The following is a 15,023-nucleotide window of genomic DNA, read 5'->3' on the forward strand; positions in this document are numbered from 1 at the left end:
GACCGGCCGGGTTGCGGACCCGCTGCCGGTCGGTTCCGTGGTCGCCGCGGCGACGCCGGGTCAACGGAAGAGGTTCTGCAGGTCGATCATGACTCGCGGGATCGCGTCGATCTGCGCCTGCGCGAGCAGGATGACGATCGCATAGCAGACCACCGTGATGAGCGGGATCCAGGAGAACCAGGCGGCCGCAAGGCGCCGGACGCGTGCCGACGCAGGAATATGCCCGGTGCGCAGGTTGTGCAGCGTCACCACCCAGAAGGTGGGGATCGTCACGGCCCAGGTGAGCATGCACCACGGGCACAGCACGTCGAGCACGTAGATGCTCTGCGCGATCAACCAGCCGACGAACACCAGCGCCCCGGCCACCCCGACGTTCAGGCCGATCCAGAACCAGCGCGAGAACTCGGCGCCGGCGAGGATCGCGACCCCGATCGTGATGACGACCGGCCACGCCATGAGCCCGATGAACGGGTTGGGGAACCCGAACACCGATCCCTGCCACGACTCGAGATTGACGCCGCAGCCGACGAGGACGCCGACGTTGCAGGCCGGGACGTGCTCCGGATCCGCCAGCACGAGCACCTTCTCGACCGACAGTTCCCACGCCGCGAGGAGCCCGAGGGCGCCAGCGACCACCAGGAAGACGGCGATGGCGACGGGTCGGGACCGAGGGGAGGAGTCCGGCATGTTCGTATTGTGGCATGCCGCTTCCACACGACCCTGTGAGAGCGTGCGATAATCGAATGAGTCGTCCGGGCCGCGCCCGGAACGGCGCCAATGAAGGCTTTGAGGATGCACTGCATCCGAGTGAGCGGTCGAGACGCACCGCGAGACGTGGCGACACAGGCAACCTGCCGGTCGCAGCAATGAAGGATTGGCAGTCCCGCGCACGGCGCAGGACCGCTCGAGACGAGAACGGAACGGGTGGCGCGGCCAACCGAACCGTCGTAGGAGTGCACCAGAGATGGTGGAAGGCAACGAGAACCACACGAACGAACCCGATTCCGGCAACGGCACCCAGAAGCGACGGGGCGGCCTATTCGGAGCACGTCGCGGAGGCCGTGGACGCGGAGGCCTGGAGCGCCCGCCGGTGACCGGCGACGCGACCGTCGATGCCGTCGACGAGACGACCGCCGAGTCCGGCCGATCCGCCGAGCCCGAGCCCGCGACGGTGGCAGCGACCGCCGGCGCCGTGGACGACGTCGCGGACGCCGCAGAGGCCGAGGCCGTCGCGGAGGGCGCGCCCGAGGCATCCGACGCCGATGCGCCCGAACCCGAGCCCGAGGCCGCTCCGGCGTCGCCCATCCCCGCGACGCTCACGACGACCTCGCTGATCTTCCACGCTCCGCCGGTGCTGGTCCAGGTCGAACGGCCCGAGCGCGGCGAGCGACCCGAGCGCGCTGAGCGCCAGGGCGGCGCTCCCGACGTCGATGAGATGTCGAGCGTGCGTCGCCGCACCCGCCGCCGCAGCGGCGAGGAGAGTCGTCCCGCAGGCGACGAGCCCGCCAACACCGTCGTCAAGGTGCGCAAGCCACGCGAGCCCGAGCTCATCACCGAGCCGCAGAAGGTCAAGGGCTCCACCCGCCTCGAGGCGAAGAAGCAGCGCCGCCGCGACGGTCGCGACGCGGGCCGCCGGCGTCCGGTGATCACCGAGTCGGAGTTCCTCGCTCGCCGCGAGTCCGTCGACCGCCAGATGGTCGTGCGGGCGAAGAGCGGGCGCATCCAGATCGGCGTGCTCGAAGACGGGGTGCTCGTCGAGCACTACGTCGCGCGCAACCAGGACGCGTCCCTCATCGGCAACGTCTACCTCGGTCGCGTGCAGAACGTACTGCCGAGCATGGAGGCCGCCTTCGTCGACATCGGCCGCGGCCGCAACGCCGTGCTGTACTCGGGCGAGGTCGACTGGGACGCCGCCGCCGAGAACGGCGAGAAGAACCAGCCGCGCCGCATCGAGCTCGCCCTGAAGCCCGGCGACCGCGTGCTCGTGCAGGTCACGAAGGACCCCGTCGGCCACAAGGGCGCGCGCCTCACGAGCCAGGTCTCGCTGCCGGGCCGCTACCTCGTGTACGTGCCGAACGGGTCGATGAACGGCATCAGCCGCAAGCTCCCCGACACCGAGCGCGCGCGCCTCAAGAAGATCCTCAAGGAGGTGCTCCCCGACAACGTCGGCGTCATCGTCCGCACCGCGGCCGAGGGCGCCACCGAGGAGCAGCTCACGCTCGACGTCAACCGCCTGATCGCGCAGTGGGCCGACATCTCGACCCAGCTCGAGCGGGTCCAGGCGCCGGCGCTGCTGCACTCCGAGCCCGACCTGCTCATCAAGATCGTGCGCGACGTCTTCAACGAGGACTTCCAGAAGATGATCATCTCGGGCGACGAGGCGCGCGAGACGATCGAACGGTACCTCCGCGCCGTCGCGCCCGACCTGCTCGAGCGGGTCGAGGCCTACACGGGCGAGCGCGACGCGTTCGACGAGTTCCGCATCAGCGAGCAGATCGAGAAGGCGCTCGACCGCAAGGTGTGGCTGCCCTCCGGCGGCTCGCTGATCATCGACCGCACCGAGGCCATGACGGTCGTCGACGTGAACACGGGCAAGTTCGTGGGCTCGGGCGGCAACCTCGAGGAGACGGTCACCAAGAACAACCTCGAGGCTGCCGAGGAGATCGTGCGACAGCTGCGCCTGCGTGACATCGGCGGCATCATCGTCGTCGACTTCATCGACATGGTGCTCGAGTCCAACCGCGATCTCGTGCTGCGTCGACTGGTCGAGTGCCTCTCGCGCGACCGCACCAAGCACCAGGTCGCCGAGGTCACCTCGCTCGGCCTCGTGCAGATGACGCGCAAGAAGCTCGGGCTCGGCCTGCTCGAATCGTTCAGCGAGCCGTGCGAGGTCTGCGCGGGCCGCGGCATCATCGTGCACCACGAGCCGATCGCGAAGCACCGCCCGCCCCAGCAGGTGGAACGCGGCCGCAACCGCGGGCGTGGCGGCGGTGGCGGCAACCAGCAGCCCGCACCCGCGGCGGAGCCGAAGGCCCACACCGGGACGCATGCGATCACCGAAGACGTCAAGCACGCCCTCGCGCAGATCGCCGCGTCGACGATCCCGCACACCGAGCACCGGCCGGCCGAGGCGGACGTCGCCGCGGCGGCCGCTGCGGCCGAGCCCGCCGACGCCGGCGTGGCCCCCGACCGTGGGTCCGCGGGTGCATCGTCGCCGGATGCGGGCGCGGAGTCGCCCGCGTCGACCGGTGGCCGCCGGCGCGGCCGACACCGTCGCGTGACCCAGGAGCAGGGACCGGCCGAGACGCGAGAGGCCGCCAAAGCCCCCGCGGAGCGGCCCGACCGCGAGGCCGGAACCGCCGAGCCCGTGGCCGCGGCATCCGAGGCCCCCGCTCGCGTGGCGCTCGTCGACCTGCCGCCGGTCGCGCCCGTCGAGCGCAAGCGCGCGGTCCGTGCGGTCGATGCCGAGGTGCTCCTCGACTCCGTGCTCGACGCGCTGCCCGCACCGAAGAAGGCCGGCGAGGGACGTGCGCGCAGCCGTCGGGTGTCGACGGCCGCCCTGAGTCCCGCCGGGGCTCCGCCGGTGATCACGCGCGCCGACGGCACCACGGCGGATGCGGGGGAGTCAGGCGTCGAGCGCTGAACGGGCGCGCCGCTCGCGCGGCGTGACCCGCAGCCCGCTCGCGGCGAGCCGGCGCACGAGCTCACGCGGCGACACCGGTTCGGCGCCGGCGGCGACGAGCTCGTCGTAGCGCTCGACCGGGACGTCGTAGTGGTCGAGGTCGAACGCCCTGGCCGGCACTCCGGTGCGCTCGGCGAAGGCCCGCAGCTCGGCGACCGACCGGTCGCTGACGAGGTGCGACCACACCGTGCCGTGCTTCGGCCACAGCGGCGTATCGATCAGCACGGTCATGCCGCAGATCCTACGCGCCGCACCGCGCGACGCGCCGGGCGACGCGCGTTTGACCGACCATGGGTCATCCGGTAAACTCGACCGTTGGTGCCACCGCTTATCCCGGTGTGCCCGCACAGTTTTCTGGCAGTGACGACCCTCCTTCCCGCTGGGGTCCCGCGCAGTGACATCCCCATCAGCTCATGGAGCCCCGGCTCCCCAACGATAGGTACGAGAAGTGGTTTACGCAGTAGTGCGCGCCGGCGGTCGGCAGGAGAAGGTCGAAGTCGGCACCATCGTGACGATGGACCGCATCAAGGCTGACAAGGACGGCAACGTCCAGCTCATCCCGGTCCTCCTCGTCGACGGCGAGAAGATCACCTCCGACGCCAAGTCGCTCGCGAAGATCACGGTCACGGCTGAGGTCCTGAACGACCTCCGCGGCCCCAAGATCGTGATCCAGAAGTTCAAGAACAAGACCGGCTACAAGAAGCGCCAGGGCCACCGTCAGGAGCTCACGCGCGTCAAGATCACCGGCATCAAGTAGCCCGCGGCTCGCAAGGAGAAACAGACATGGCACACAAAAAGGGAGCGAGCTCCACTCGCAACGGTCGTGACTCGAACGCCCAGCGCCTCGGCGTGAAGCGCTTCGGCGGCCAGGTCGTCAGCGCGGGCGAGATCCTCGTCCGCCAGCGCGGCACTCACTTCCACCCGGGTGCGGGTGTCGGTCGCGGCGGCGACGACACGCTCTTCGCGCTCGAGGCCGGCGCAGTGCAGTTCGGCAACAAGGGCGGCCGCAAGGTCGTCAACATCGTGGCGGCCGGCGAATAGTCGACCGACAGGTCTTGTGAGGGCGGGCTTCGGCTCGCCCTCACGCGTTTTCCACCCTTTGGAGGGATGCAGCATGGTCAGCTTCGTCGACGAGGTGACGCTGTTCGTGCGCGCCGGACATGGCGGGAACGGCTGCGTCTCGGTGCGCCGCGAGAAGTTCAAGCCGCTCGCCGGCCCCGACGGCGGAAACGGCGGGCACGGTGGCGACATCGTGCTGGTCGCCGACCCGCAGGTCACCACGCTGCTCGCGTACCACGGCCGCCCGCACCGCGCATCGGCGAACGGGCAGCCCGGCATGGGCGACAACCGCTCGGGCGCCGCAGGAGAGCTCCTGGAGCTCCCCGTGCCGGTCGGCACCGTCGTGAAGGACCCCGACGGCACCGAGCTCGCCGACCTCTCGGAGCCCGGGATGCGATTCGTCGCCGCCCCCGGAGGACAGGGCGGCCTCGGCAATGCCGCGCTCGCGAGCACCAAGCGCAAGGCGCCCGGCTTCGCCCTGCTCGGCACGCCCGGGTTCGAGGGCGAGGTCACGCTCGAACTCAAGACGATCGCGGATGTCGCGCTGGTGGGCTTCCCCTCGGCGGGCAAGTCGAGCCTCATCGCCGCCCTCTCCGCGGCTCGGCCGAAGATCGCCGACTACCCCTTCACGACCCTGCATCCGAATCTCGGCGTCGTGGAGGCTGGAGACCACCGCTTCACCATGGCCGACGTGCCGGGACTCATCGAGGGCGCGAGCGAGGGCAAGGGGCTCGGCCTCGAGTTCCTGCGCCACGTCGAGCGCTGCTCGGCCCTCCTGCACGTCGTGGACTGCGCCACGCTCGAACCCGGGCGCGATCCCCTGACCGACCTCGACGTGATCCTGCGCGAGCTCGCGGCCTACCCGGTGCCCGAGGGGCAGGTGCCGCTGCTCGAACGGCCGCAGCTCGTCGCCCTCAACAAGGTCGACGTGCCCGAGGCGCGTGAGCTCGCCGACTTCGTGCGACCCGAGTTCGAGGCCCGAGGCTACCGTGTCTTCGAGATCTCGACGGTGAGCCACGAGGGCCTGCGCCAGCTCGGCTTCGCCCTCGGCGAGCTCGTCGACGAGGCTCGCGTGGCGGCGGCGGCCGCTCCGGCGGCACCGCGCATCGTGATGCGCCCGAAGGCCGTCGACGACAGCGGCTTCGTGGTGCGCCCCGAAGGCGGCAGCTACGGCACGATCTACCGGGTGCTCGGCGCGAAGCCCGAGCGGTGGGTCGCGCAGACCGACTTCACCAACGACGAGGCCGTGGGCTTCCTCGCCGATCGCCTCGCCCGCCTCGGCGTCGAGGACGAGTTGGTGCGCGCGGGCGCGGTGGCCGGTTCGACGGTCGTGATCGGCCCCGGATCGGGCGTCGTCTTCGATTGGGAGCCAACCCTCACGTCCACGGCGGAACTGATCACCGCGCCGCGCGGCGCCGACCTCCGCCTCGACGACAACCGCCGGGCCACCCGTGCCGAGCGCAAGAGCGACTACCACGACCGCATGGACGCCAAGGCGGAGGCTCGCGCCGAGCTGCAGCGCGAACGCGAGGCAGGCCTCTGGGCCGACGGCGAGCCTGACGGAGCCGAGCCCGCCGCACCGGAAGCGCGCGCCGATGACGCCGACGAGGTGAACGAGCCGGCCGCAGACCAGGGGCCGGCGGGAGACGAGCGGTGACCCCGCGCACCCGGGCGGAGATCCCGCAGGCACGGCGGATCGTCGTGAAGGTCGGCTCCTCGTCGATCAGCGGTGGGAACGCCGGCCAGATCGGCCCGCTCGTCGATGCCCTCGCAGCGGCCCACGAGCGCGGTGCCGAGGTGGTGCTCGTCTCGTCGGGAGCGATCGCCACGGGCATGCCGTACCTCAGGCTCGACGCGCGGCCCACCGACCTCGCGACACAGCAGGCCGCGGCATCCGTCGGGCAGAACCTGCTCATCTTCCGCTACCAGGACTCGCTCGACCGCTACGGCATCGTCGCCGGCCAGGTGCTGCTGACCGCGGGCGACCTGGAGCACGCGACGCCGCGCTCGAACGCCCAGCGCGCCATGGACCGCCTGCTGGCCCTGCGGATCCTCCCGATCGTGAACGAGAACGACACCGTCGCGACCCACGAGATCCGATTCGGCGACAACGACCGGCTCGCCGCCCTCGTCGCCGAGCTCATCGGGGCGGACCTCCTGGTGTTGCTCTCCGATGTCGACGCGCTCTACACCAGGCCGCCGCACCTCGAGGGAGCCGAGCGCATCGCGCACGTGCCCTTCGGCGACGCCCTGGCCGGCGTCGAGATCGGCTCCGTCGGCCATGCGGGCGTCGGCACCGGGGGAGCGGAGACCAAGGTGTCCGCCGCCCGGATCGCCGCGGAGGCCGGAGCGGCCGTGCTGATCACCGCCACGCCGCTCGTCGCCCGGGCACTCGAGGGCGCCGAGCTCGGCACGTGGTTCGACGCTGCCCCCGTTCGTCACACGGCCGGCGAGGATTCGCCGCACGCATAGGCTGGTGCCATGGAGCATCCCGACCTCGACACGACCGTGATCGACGCCCGGCTCGCCGCCGCGAAGGAGGCCTCCTACCTCCTCGCGCGTGCGACGACGGCCGAGAAGGATGCCGCGCTCGAGCGGATCGCCGGGCTCCTCCGCGACCGCACCGCGGAGATCATCGCCGCCAACGCGCTCGACCTCGCGACGGGCCGGGAGTCGGGTCTCTCGACCGGACTCCTCGACCGACTCGCGCTCGACGAGCGGCGGATCGGCGCGTTGGCCGACGCCGTGCTCGAGGTGATCGCACTGACCGATCCGATCGGCGAGACGGTGAGCGGTCGGTCGCTGCCGAACGGGGTGCGCATCGACCAGGTGCGCGTGCCGCTCGGCGTCGTGGGCGCCATCTACGAGGCCCGTCCGAACGTCACGATCGACATCGCCGTGCTCGCGCTCAAGAGCGGCAACGCGGTGGTGCTGCGGGGCGGCAGCGCGGCCGAGCAGACCAACCGCGTGCTGGTCGGGGTGCTCCGCGACGCGCTCGGTGCCGCGGGGCTGCCCGCCGATGGCGTGCAGACGGTCGACGACTTCGGTCGTGCGGGCGCCCGTCACCTCATGCAGGCGCGCGACTACGTCGACGTGCTCATCCCTCGCGGCAGCGCCGGACTCATCCGCGCCGTGGTCGATGAGGCGAAGGTGCCCGTCATCGAGACCGGCGCCGGGGTCGTGCACATGTTCCTCGACGAGAGCGCCCGCGAGGACTGGGCCGTCGAGCTCGTGCACAACGCCAAGACCCAGCGCCCGAGCGTCTGCAACGCGCTCGAGACCCTGCTCGTGCACCGCGCCGCCGCTCCGCGGCTCCTTCCGGCCGTGCTCGACCGGCTCGAGGCATCCGGCGTCACCATCCACGCCGACGAGCGCGTGCGCACGCTGCGCCCCGAGGCGCTGCCCGTGACCGACGAGGACTGGGCCACCGAGCACATGAGCCTCGACCTCTCGGTCGGCATCGTGGACTCGATCGACGACGCGCTCGCCCATATCCGCCGGTACTCCACCAAGCACACCGAATCGATCGTCACGAACGACCTCGGCAACGCCGAGCGGTTCCTCAACGAGGTGGATGCCGCGGCCGTCATGGTGAACGCGTCCACCCGCTTCACCGACGGCGCCGAGTTCGGCTTCGGCGCCGAGGTCGGCATCTCCACGCAGAAGCTCCACGCGCGCGGGCCCATGGGGCTGCCCGAGCTCACGAGCACGAAGTGGATCGTGCGCGGCGCCGGCCACGTGCGCGCCTGACCTCGCTAGACTGTCACGAGCGACACCCGCAGGATCGAAAGGAACGGCGAATGAGCCTCACGACCGCAGTGCTGACCGGCACGGTGCTCACCGAGACGGTGCACGCGAGGGAGCTCCCGATGGAGCCGGTCCTGTACGGCGTCGTCGCGATCGTGGTCTTCGCCGCCCTCGCGTTCGTGACGGCCTCGTACCGCGACGTCGCGAACCGGCATCGGTCCAAGGCAGACGCCTACGCCGCACGCCACGGCGGCGGGAGCGAGCACGGCGGCCACTGAGCGGGCGGTCGCGCGATGACGGGCGACGACGGCCGGTGGCGAATCGGCGTGATGGGCGGCACGTTCGACCCCATCCACCACGGACACCTCGTGGCGGCCAGCGAGGTCGCGCAGTCCCACGGACTCGACGAGGTGATCTTCGTCCCCACCGGTGCGCCCAGCTACAAGTCGAACGTCACCCCTCCCGAGCACCGCTACCTCATGACGGTGATCGCCACGGCGTCGAACCCGAGGTTCACCGTGAGCCGGGTCGACATCGACCGCCACAAGCCCACGTTCACGATCGACACCCTCCGCGACATCCGTGCCGAACGCCCCGATGCCGACCTGTACTTCATCACCGGTGCCGACGCGATCGCCCAGATCCTCTCCTGGAAGGACGTGGAGGAGCTGTGGCAACTCGCGCACTTCGTCGCTGTGAGTCGACCGGGACATGTACTGTCCGTTTCGGGATTGCCTGAGCAGGACGTAAGCTTGTTGGAGGTTCCGGCACTTGCGATCTCGTCGACCGACTGCCGGGACAGGGTGCGCCGGGGTTTCCCGGTGTGGTACTTGGTGCCCGATGGGGTCGTCCAGTACATCTCCAAGCACCACCTCTATCGGAGTGTCGAATGACGTCGTCGCAGGAACCGCCGCTGACGCGCCGCGAGCTGCGCGAGCGCGAACGGTTGCGGGAGCAGCAGGCGACCCAGGCGACCCCGGATGCCGCGCCCGCGCCGACTCCGCAGCCGGCCGCGCCGCCCCAGCCCGCGCCGCCGGCCCAGGCCCCCGCACCGCAGCCCATCCCGGCAGCCCCTCCGGCGCCGTCACCCGGCTACACCGCGCCGCGCCCGGCCGGGGGATACGACCCGTCGTCGCCCTTCGGCGGAGCGGTCGCGACGCCGCAGCCCGCTGCCGCGGCTCCGCCCGCCGCGCCGTCGCCGTTCGAGGCCACGACGCCCGAGCGCACGCTGACGCGTCGCGAGCTGCGGGCGATGCTCGACGCCAACGCGTCGGGCGACTACCACGACCTCGACCTCGACGACGAGCCGGCTGCCTCGGCGAGGCCCGCCGTGGCTCCGCAGGCGCCGCCGCCGGTCGCCGCGCCCGCGGCGAACCCCTTCGCCTCGCCGCCCGCTCCCGTCAGGTCGCCGGCGCCGCATCAGGTCGCCGACTCCGCCATCGCGGACGAGCCGTTGGCCGCCCCGAAGCCGGTCGGGCACTGGACCGACCAGCTCAACCTGCCGGCCGATCGGGCCGAACCGTTCGACCAGCTCCTCTCGCGCGGCGGGGTGAGCCACGGCGTGCCCACCACGACCAACGCGCTCATCCTCCCGACGCTGCCCGACACCGGGCCGATGGGCAACCCGCTCGCGAAGAGCGGCGAGGTCATCGTCACCGGCTCGATCGACCTGCCGCGGAGCTTCGGCGCCACCGGGGTCCACCCGAGCCAGATCGACTCGTCCGACGTCGACCGCCTGTTCGACCAGGTTGAGGACGGCGCCGGCGTCGGCGCACCGGTCGCCGCCACGCGCGCGATCAGCACCCAGAACGCGGCGCGTGCGATGATGGCGCCGCCCAAGAAGGAGGGCATGAACGTTCCGCTCGTGCTCGCCGTCACCGCCGGCGTGCTCGCGCTCGGCGTCGTCGCCACCCTCGTCATCGGCGCGGTCGCGGGGCTCTTCTGATCTCCGCGCCGATTCGCCACCAGCAACCGGAAGTGAGCGTATGACCGCATCCGACCAGGCACTCGACTCGCTCGCCCTCGCGGCGCGCGCGGCCGACTCGAAGGGCGGCGAGGATCTCGTCGCTCTCGACGTGTCCGCACCCCTCCCGTTCGCCGACGTGTTCCTCCTCGTCACGGGCAACTCCGAGCGCAACGTCGTCGCGATCGCCGACGCCGTCGAGGACGCGCTTCGCGAGGCGGGCGCGAAGACCCTGCACCGTGAGGGCCACGACGCGGGCCGCTGGGTGCTGCTGGACTTCGGCGACCTCGTCGTGCACGTGTTCCACCGTGAGGAGCGCCTCTACTACGGCCTCGAGCGGCTGTGGCTCGACTGCCCGGCCCTGCCGGTGGCGCCGCTGCTGGCCGCCGGGAGCTGAGCCACGCGGCATCCAGCTCGCTGAGGACCGCTCGATTTCTTCGGACGGGCGAGGCTGGTGTAAGCTCGATTCGTTGCCCCGCACGGGGCGCACGGGTCTGTGGCGCAGCTGGTAGCGCACCTGCATGGCATGCAGGGGGTCAGGGGTTCGAGTCCCCTCAGATCCACCAAAACCCCTGATGAACGCGAGTTCACGGGGGTTCTTCTGCTGAACACGGCTCGGCGACAAGGAAACTTGTGGTGCTTCCGCTGTTCCACGGGACGATGCCCATAGAGGGGTCGAGGGTCGGACACGTCGACCATCACCAGGAGCGTGCGTATACCGGTGCGCTCTTCGACGGTCGACAGCTCGAACCCCACGAGGCGGAGCGATGGCGTGTGACCCTTGCCGCCGAATCACCGCTGCAGCGGCATCCATTCGGCGATCATCGCGACGGCGCAGTCCCATGCCTGAACCGTACGACGGGCGGAGGTGCACGTCGAGGAGTGAGGCAGCGCGGTGCGCGCGGCCTCGGGGATGCGGGGACGTCCGGGGCGGCTGGGCTCATACGTAGATCGCGACGAGCTTGTCGAGGGACTCCTCGAGGCCCTTCTTCGAGAGCGCGAGCTGCTCGGGGTCGATGTAGCCGAGTTCGGTGACGGTGAGTCGAGTCGCGTCGTCGCCGATCGACTCGAACGTGATGACGTGCCGCACGTCGCGCGGGATGCCCGCGGCCCCGATGGTCGCGGGGTCGATCGTGGCGCCGTGCTCGTCGGCGATGTTGTGGATGAACTCGAGGCGGTGCGGTGCGTCGACGAGCGTGTACGCCCAGGTGCTGTACAGCGCCGGGAACCCCCAGTCGGGGGCGCTCATGCACACGAGGGACGTGCCGCCGACGCGCACGTCGAGCTCGGCGACCGTGCAGGTGAAGCCGTTCGGGCCCCACCAGCGAAGCACGCGGTCCGGTTCGGTCCACGACTTCCAGGCCGCCTCGATGGGGGCGGGGATGTCGCGGCTCACGACGAGATCGTGCGTCTCGTGCTGGGTCGTGTCGTTCATCGTGGCTCCTCCGCTGCAGGCCGCCGCCGCGGCATCCGTTTCACTTCGATGATCGAAGCGTAGGTCACTACGATGATCAAAGTCAATGCCGTAGACTCGACGCATGAAGCGAGCTGAAGGGCGGTCGACCTGCCCCACCAACTTCACCGTGGAGACCTTCGGTGACAGCTGGTCGCTGCTGATCCTGCGCGACCTGCTCACACTCGGCAAGCACACCTTCGGGGAGTTCCTTCGGTCCGAGGAGCGCATCGGTCCGAGTGTGCTCGCCGACCGCCTCGCCCGACTCGAGCGCAGCGGAATCATTGTGCGCACCCCGAGCGAGACGGATGCCCGCAAGGTCACCTACTCGGCGACGGAGCGCGGCATCGCCGCGATCCCGCTCTTGTACGAGGCGGCGCGATGGGGCATGGGCGGCGTTCCCATCGAGGAGGACGATCCGTGGGAGGCGGTCATGGCGATGGACCGCCACGACGTGCTCGACGCATGGCAGCAGGCTGTGCGCGAGGGTGGTTCGCTCCTCGGAGGCGCGGAGAGCGCGTTCGCGCGGCTGAGCGCCAGGGCACGCGCGATCGTGTGACGGCGACGCATCGCAGCGGAGCGCCAGCGCGCGGTCGCGTGACGGCGACGGTGGAGGTTTCCGAGCGCACATCAGCGGCGAACCACGTGGAAACCCGCGGCATTTGTCATCGGACCTGTGGGCTAGATTCCATGAGAAGTGGCCAATTCCTACACCGGCTGCTGCGAGGTCCCCGCTCGGATTCTCGGAGTCGACTCTCGAGCACCGTCGTCCCGAAAGTCGATCCCTCAGTGATGGTCCCGATACCGCATGATCCTCATCGATGCGAAGTCCTCCAGAGTCTGCCACGGGCTCATCGATCCGCATGCCCGCAGGTGGGAACGCGGCGTTCGCACGGCCGATGGGGAGTCGGCGGCGCGGGTTGACACGGTGCGGCACACTGCGCGATAGTTAGGCATATGCCTAACTATTCCGCAGAGCTGGACGCGGTGCTTCGCGCACTCGCGGATCCCACTCGACGGATGGTCGTCGAGCGGCTCGCCAAGTCGCCGGCCGTCGTGTCCGACCTGCTGGGCTTGTTCTCCATGACCCTGCCGTCGCTGCTCCAGCACCTGCGGATCCTCGAGGACGCGAACGTGGTGACCTCGAGCAAGCAGGGACGCGTCCGCACCGTGAGCCTGCGACCCGGCGCGCTCGACATCCTCCGCGTCTGGCTCGGCGAGCAACGAACCTCCGCCGAGCGCCAGGCAGACCGCCTCGGCATCCACCTGAACCGCACAACCACCAAGGAGACCTGACATGACCCGCGTACGCATCGACCTGTTCGCGTCGCTCGACGGATACACCGCCGCCCCAGATCCGGCGGCCGACAATCCGATGGGCGAGGATTGGGCGCCGCTCACCGCCGCATACGCGGCCACGCGCACGTTTCGGCAGAGGCTCTTCGGCGACACGAGCGGCGCGGGAACGACCGGCATCGACGACTCGTACGCCGCGGCGTTCTTCACCGGCATCGGCGCCGAGATCATGGGCGCGGCCATGTTCGGTCTGCACGCGAATCCCGACGACCCGGACTGGAAGGGGTGGTGGGGTGACCTGCCGCCGTTCGGTTGCTCCGTCTACGTGCTCACGCACTCGGCGCCGCGCCCGTCGATCGCGATGGACGGCGGCACGACCTTCCATTTCCGCAGCGGCCCGATCGAGGAGGTGCTCGCGGAGGCCAGCACCGCCGCCGATGGGCTCGACGTCAGAGTCGGCGGCGGGGTGCGCGCCGCACGCGAATTCCTGCGTGCCGGCCTCGTCGACGAGCTGCACGTCGGCATCGCCCCGATCGTGCTCGGGCGGGGCAACCGCGTGTGGGACGACCTGCGCGGCCTCGAGCACACCCATGCCGTGACGACGGAGGTCGCCGAGAGCGGCACGATCCACGTCACCTTCACCCGATAGGACGCGCACATGACCATCGAGCACCGGCTCGCGCACTCCGGGTTCACTCTCACGCGCGACTATCCCGTACCCGTCGAACAGGTCTGGCAGGCGTTCGCCGACGGCGAGCAGAAGCGAAGCTGGTTCGGCGACGGCGACACGTTCGAGCCTCGCGAGTGGGCGTTCGACTTCCGCATCGGCGGACGCGATATCGACGAGGCGAAGTTCCACGGCGGACCGGTGTCACGGTACGAAGCCGTCTACACCGACATCGTCGATCACGTCCGCATCGTCACGACCTACGATATGTGGCTCGACGGCATCCACATGTCGACCTCGGTGGCGTCCTTCGAGTTCGAGCAGATCCCCGAGGGCACCAGGTTCACGCACACCGAGCACGGCGTGTTCTTCGACCGGTTCTGGGCCGATGGCCCCGGCCGCGAGGAAGGCTCGCGAGGCCTCCTCGAAGCCCTGGGCCGACACCTCGGTAGGGAGTCGTTCCCTGCCGGTCACACGGTCGTCATCTCATCCGATTAGCGTGCCCGGAACTGAACGGAGGTGCGAGATGGGATTCATCGAATCGGTCGACGTCATCGAGACGGACGAGGGGCGGTGGGATATCCAGCTTCGGGACAGCCTGACCATCATCGGTTGCGTCTGGCACACCGGAGCCGGCTTCATCGCATGGGACTGGGCCGACCGGCAGGTCGGCGTGTTCACCACGATGCCCCACGCCGTCGGCGCGCTCTCTGCCCTGGAAGGGGCTAGGTAGGCGACGTCGCGCCGGGCACGGAGACGGCGAAACCCTCTGGCGAACCAGGGGGTTTCGTCGTCGCTCTCGTTGGCGGTGCCCGCGGAGGAATCGCCGAAGGCCGCCACGTCGGCGATCCATGCCGGAACGCGAGTGCGCGGATGGGCGGAGGTGGGTACGGTCGACGAGACGACACCGAGGGAGAGACACCATGGACCTGTTCGACATCGAGGATGCCCAGCGTATGAGCCGCGAGGAGGCAGCCGCCAAGCTCCGCACCCTCGCCGACGCCTTGGCGAAGAACAACTCGGTCGAGTTCCACCGCGCGGGACGGCGCATCACCGTGCGCATCCCCGACCAGGTCAACCTCAAGGTAGAGGTGGAGCTCGGCGACGAGGGCGCCAACGAGCTGGAGGTCGAGCTCACGTGGTGACGGCCGGCGGG

19 protein-coding genes and 1 tRNA gene are annotated in these 15,023 nt (G+C 70.4%); 17 read left to right on the top strand and 3 right to left on the bottom strand.

Annotated features, from left to right (window positions below):
- Positions 1-60 precede the first annotated feature (60 nt).
- Positions 61-687, bottom strand: a complete 627-nt coding sequence (locus tag EV187_RS09820; RefSeq protein WP_130352858.1) for a vitamin K epoxide reductase family protein — start codon at positions 685-687, stop codon at positions 61-63.
- A gap of 277 nt (positions 688-964) precedes the next feature.
- On the opposite strand from EV187_RS09820, the gene EV187_RS09825 reads away from it, so the two are divergent.
- Positions 965-3,643: an Rne/Rng family ribonuclease gene (locus tag EV187_RS09825; RefSeq protein ID WP_130352859.1), complete on the top strand. Its 2,679-nt coding sequence runs from the start codon at positions 965-967 to the stop codon at positions 3,641-3,643.
- Here the strand turns inward: EV187_RS09825 and EV187_RS09830 are convergent.
- Positions 3,626-3,913, bottom strand: coding sequence for a DUF4031 domain-containing protein (locus EV187_RS09830; RefSeq protein WP_130352860.1), 288 nt, complete (start codon positions 3,911-3,913; stop codon positions 3,626-3,628). The two genes, EV187_RS09825 and EV187_RS09830, sit on opposite strands and share 18 nt — an antisense overlap.
- Positions 3,914-4,130: 217 nt before the next feature.
- Between EV187_RS09830 and rplU the strand changes: the two genes are divergently transcribed.
- From rplU to EV187_RS09880, 10 genes are all read left to right on the top strand, one after another.
- Positions 4,131-4,439 (top strand): 50S ribosomal protein L21, encoded by a 309-nt coding sequence (gene rplU, locus EV187_RS09835; RefSeq protein ID WP_130352861.1) that lies wholly within the window; start codon positions 4,131-4,133, stop codon positions 4,437-4,439.
- A 26-nt stretch (positions 4,440-4,465) separates the two neighbouring features.
- Positions 4,466-4,723 carry a 50S ribosomal protein L27 gene (gene rpmA, locus EV187_RS09840; protein WP_130352862.1) on the top strand — a complete coding sequence of 86 codons (258 nt, stop codon included), beginning with the start codon at positions 4,466-4,468 and terminating at the stop codon, positions 4,721-4,723.
- 73 nt (positions 4,724-4,796) lie between these two features.
- On the top strand, positions 4,797-6,398 hold the full coding sequence (gene obgE / locus EV187_RS09845) for a GTPase ObgE (RefSeq protein WP_130352863.1): 1,602 nt from the start codon (positions 4,797-4,799) through the stop codon (positions 6,396-6,398).
- Positions 6,395-7,213, top strand: coding sequence for a glutamate 5-kinase (gene proB / locus EV187_RS09850; protein WP_130352864.1), 819 nt, complete (start codon positions 6,395-6,397; stop codon positions 7,211-7,213). The genes obgE and proB overlap by 4 nt, the downstream gene beginning before the upstream one ends.
- A gap of 9 nt (positions 7,214-7,222) precedes the next feature.
- Complete coding sequence (locus EV187_RS09855) at positions 7,223-8,491, top strand: glutamate-5-semialdehyde dehydrogenase (protein WP_130352865.1); 1,269 nt, start codon at positions 7,223-7,225, stop codon at positions 8,489-8,491.
- A 50-nt stretch (positions 8,492-8,541) separates the two neighbouring features.
- Positions 8,542-8,766, top strand: a complete 225-nt coding sequence (locus tag EV187_RS09860) for a hypothetical protein (RefSeq protein WP_242609585.1) — start codon at positions 8,542-8,544, stop codon at positions 8,764-8,766.
- A 15-nt stretch (positions 8,767-8,781) separates the two neighbouring features.
- Positions 8,782-9,381: a nicotinate-nucleotide adenylyltransferase gene (nadD, locus tag EV187_RS09865; RefSeq protein ID WP_130352866.1), complete on the top strand. Its 600-nt coding sequence runs from the start codon at positions 8,782-8,784 to the stop codon at positions 9,379-9,381.
- Positions 9,378-10,433: a hypothetical protein gene (locus tag EV187_RS09870; RefSeq protein WP_130352867.1), complete on the top strand. Its 1,056-nt coding sequence runs from the start codon at positions 9,378-9,380 to the stop codon at positions 10,431-10,433. Before nadD ends, EV187_RS09870 begins: the two co-directional genes overlap by 4 nt.
- 40 nt (positions 10,434-10,473) lie before the next feature.
- Positions 10,474-10,848 (top strand): ribosome silencing factor, encoded by a 375-nt coding sequence (gene rsfS / locus EV187_RS09875; RefSeq protein WP_130352868.1) that lies wholly within the window; start codon positions 10,474-10,476, stop codon positions 10,846-10,848.
- Positions 10,849-10,941: 93 nt separating this feature from the next.
- Positions 10,942-11,017: transfer RNA gene (locus tag EV187_RS09880), tRNA-Ala, on the top strand.
- Between the two features lie 374 nt (positions 11,018-11,391).
- On the opposite strand, the gene EV187_RS09885 is transcribed toward EV187_RS09880, so the two are convergent.
- Positions 11,392-11,886 (bottom strand): SRPBCC family protein, encoded by a 495-nt coding sequence (locus EV187_RS09885; protein ID WP_165391154.1) that lies wholly within the window; start codon positions 11,884-11,886, stop codon positions 11,392-11,394.
- Positions 11,887-11,989: 103 nt separating this feature from the next.
- Between EV187_RS09885 and EV187_RS09890 the strand changes: the two genes are divergently transcribed.
- The 6 genes from EV187_RS09890 to EV187_RS09915 all read left to right on the top strand — a co-directional run bounded on the left by EV187_RS09890 (position 11,990) and on the right by EV187_RS09915 (position 15,012).
- On the top strand, positions 11,990-12,463 hold the full coding sequence (locus EV187_RS09890) for a winged helix-turn-helix transcriptional regulator (protein ID WP_130352870.1): 474 nt from the start codon (positions 11,990-11,992) through the stop codon (positions 12,461-12,463).
- Between the two features lie 398 nt (positions 12,464-12,861).
- Positions 12,862-13,200, top strand: a complete 339-nt coding sequence (locus tag EV187_RS09895) for an ArsR/SmtB family transcription factor (protein WP_130352871.1) — start codon at positions 12,862-12,864, stop codon at positions 13,198-13,200.
- 1 nt (position 13,201) lies between these two features.
- Positions 13,202-13,849: a dihydrofolate reductase family protein gene (locus EV187_RS09900; protein ID WP_130352872.1), complete on the top strand. Its 648-nt coding sequence runs from the start codon at positions 13,202-13,204 to the stop codon at positions 13,847-13,849.
- 9 nt (positions 13,850-13,858) lie between these two features.
- Positions 13,859-14,365, top strand: a complete 507-nt coding sequence (locus EV187_RS09905; RefSeq protein WP_130352873.1) for an SRPBCC domain-containing protein — start codon at positions 13,859-13,861, stop codon at positions 14,363-14,365.
- Between the two features lie 28 nt (positions 14,366-14,393).
- Positions 14,394-14,600: a hypothetical protein gene (locus EV187_RS09910; protein WP_130352874.1), complete on the top strand. Its 207-nt coding sequence runs from the start codon at positions 14,394-14,396 to the stop codon at positions 14,598-14,600.
- A gap of 190 nt (positions 14,601-14,790) precedes the next feature.
- A complete protein-coding gene (locus EV187_RS09915) occupies positions 14,791-15,012 on the top strand; it encodes an amphi-Trp domain-containing protein (protein ID WP_130352875.1) in 222 nt (73 codons plus the stop codon).
- Positions 15,013-15,023 lie beyond the last annotated feature (11 nt).

It is taken from the genome of Agromyces ramosus (genome assembly GCF_004216665.1).
Lineage (GTDB): Bacteria > Actinomycetota > Actinomycetes > Actinomycetales > Microbacteriaceae > Agromyces > Agromyces ramosus.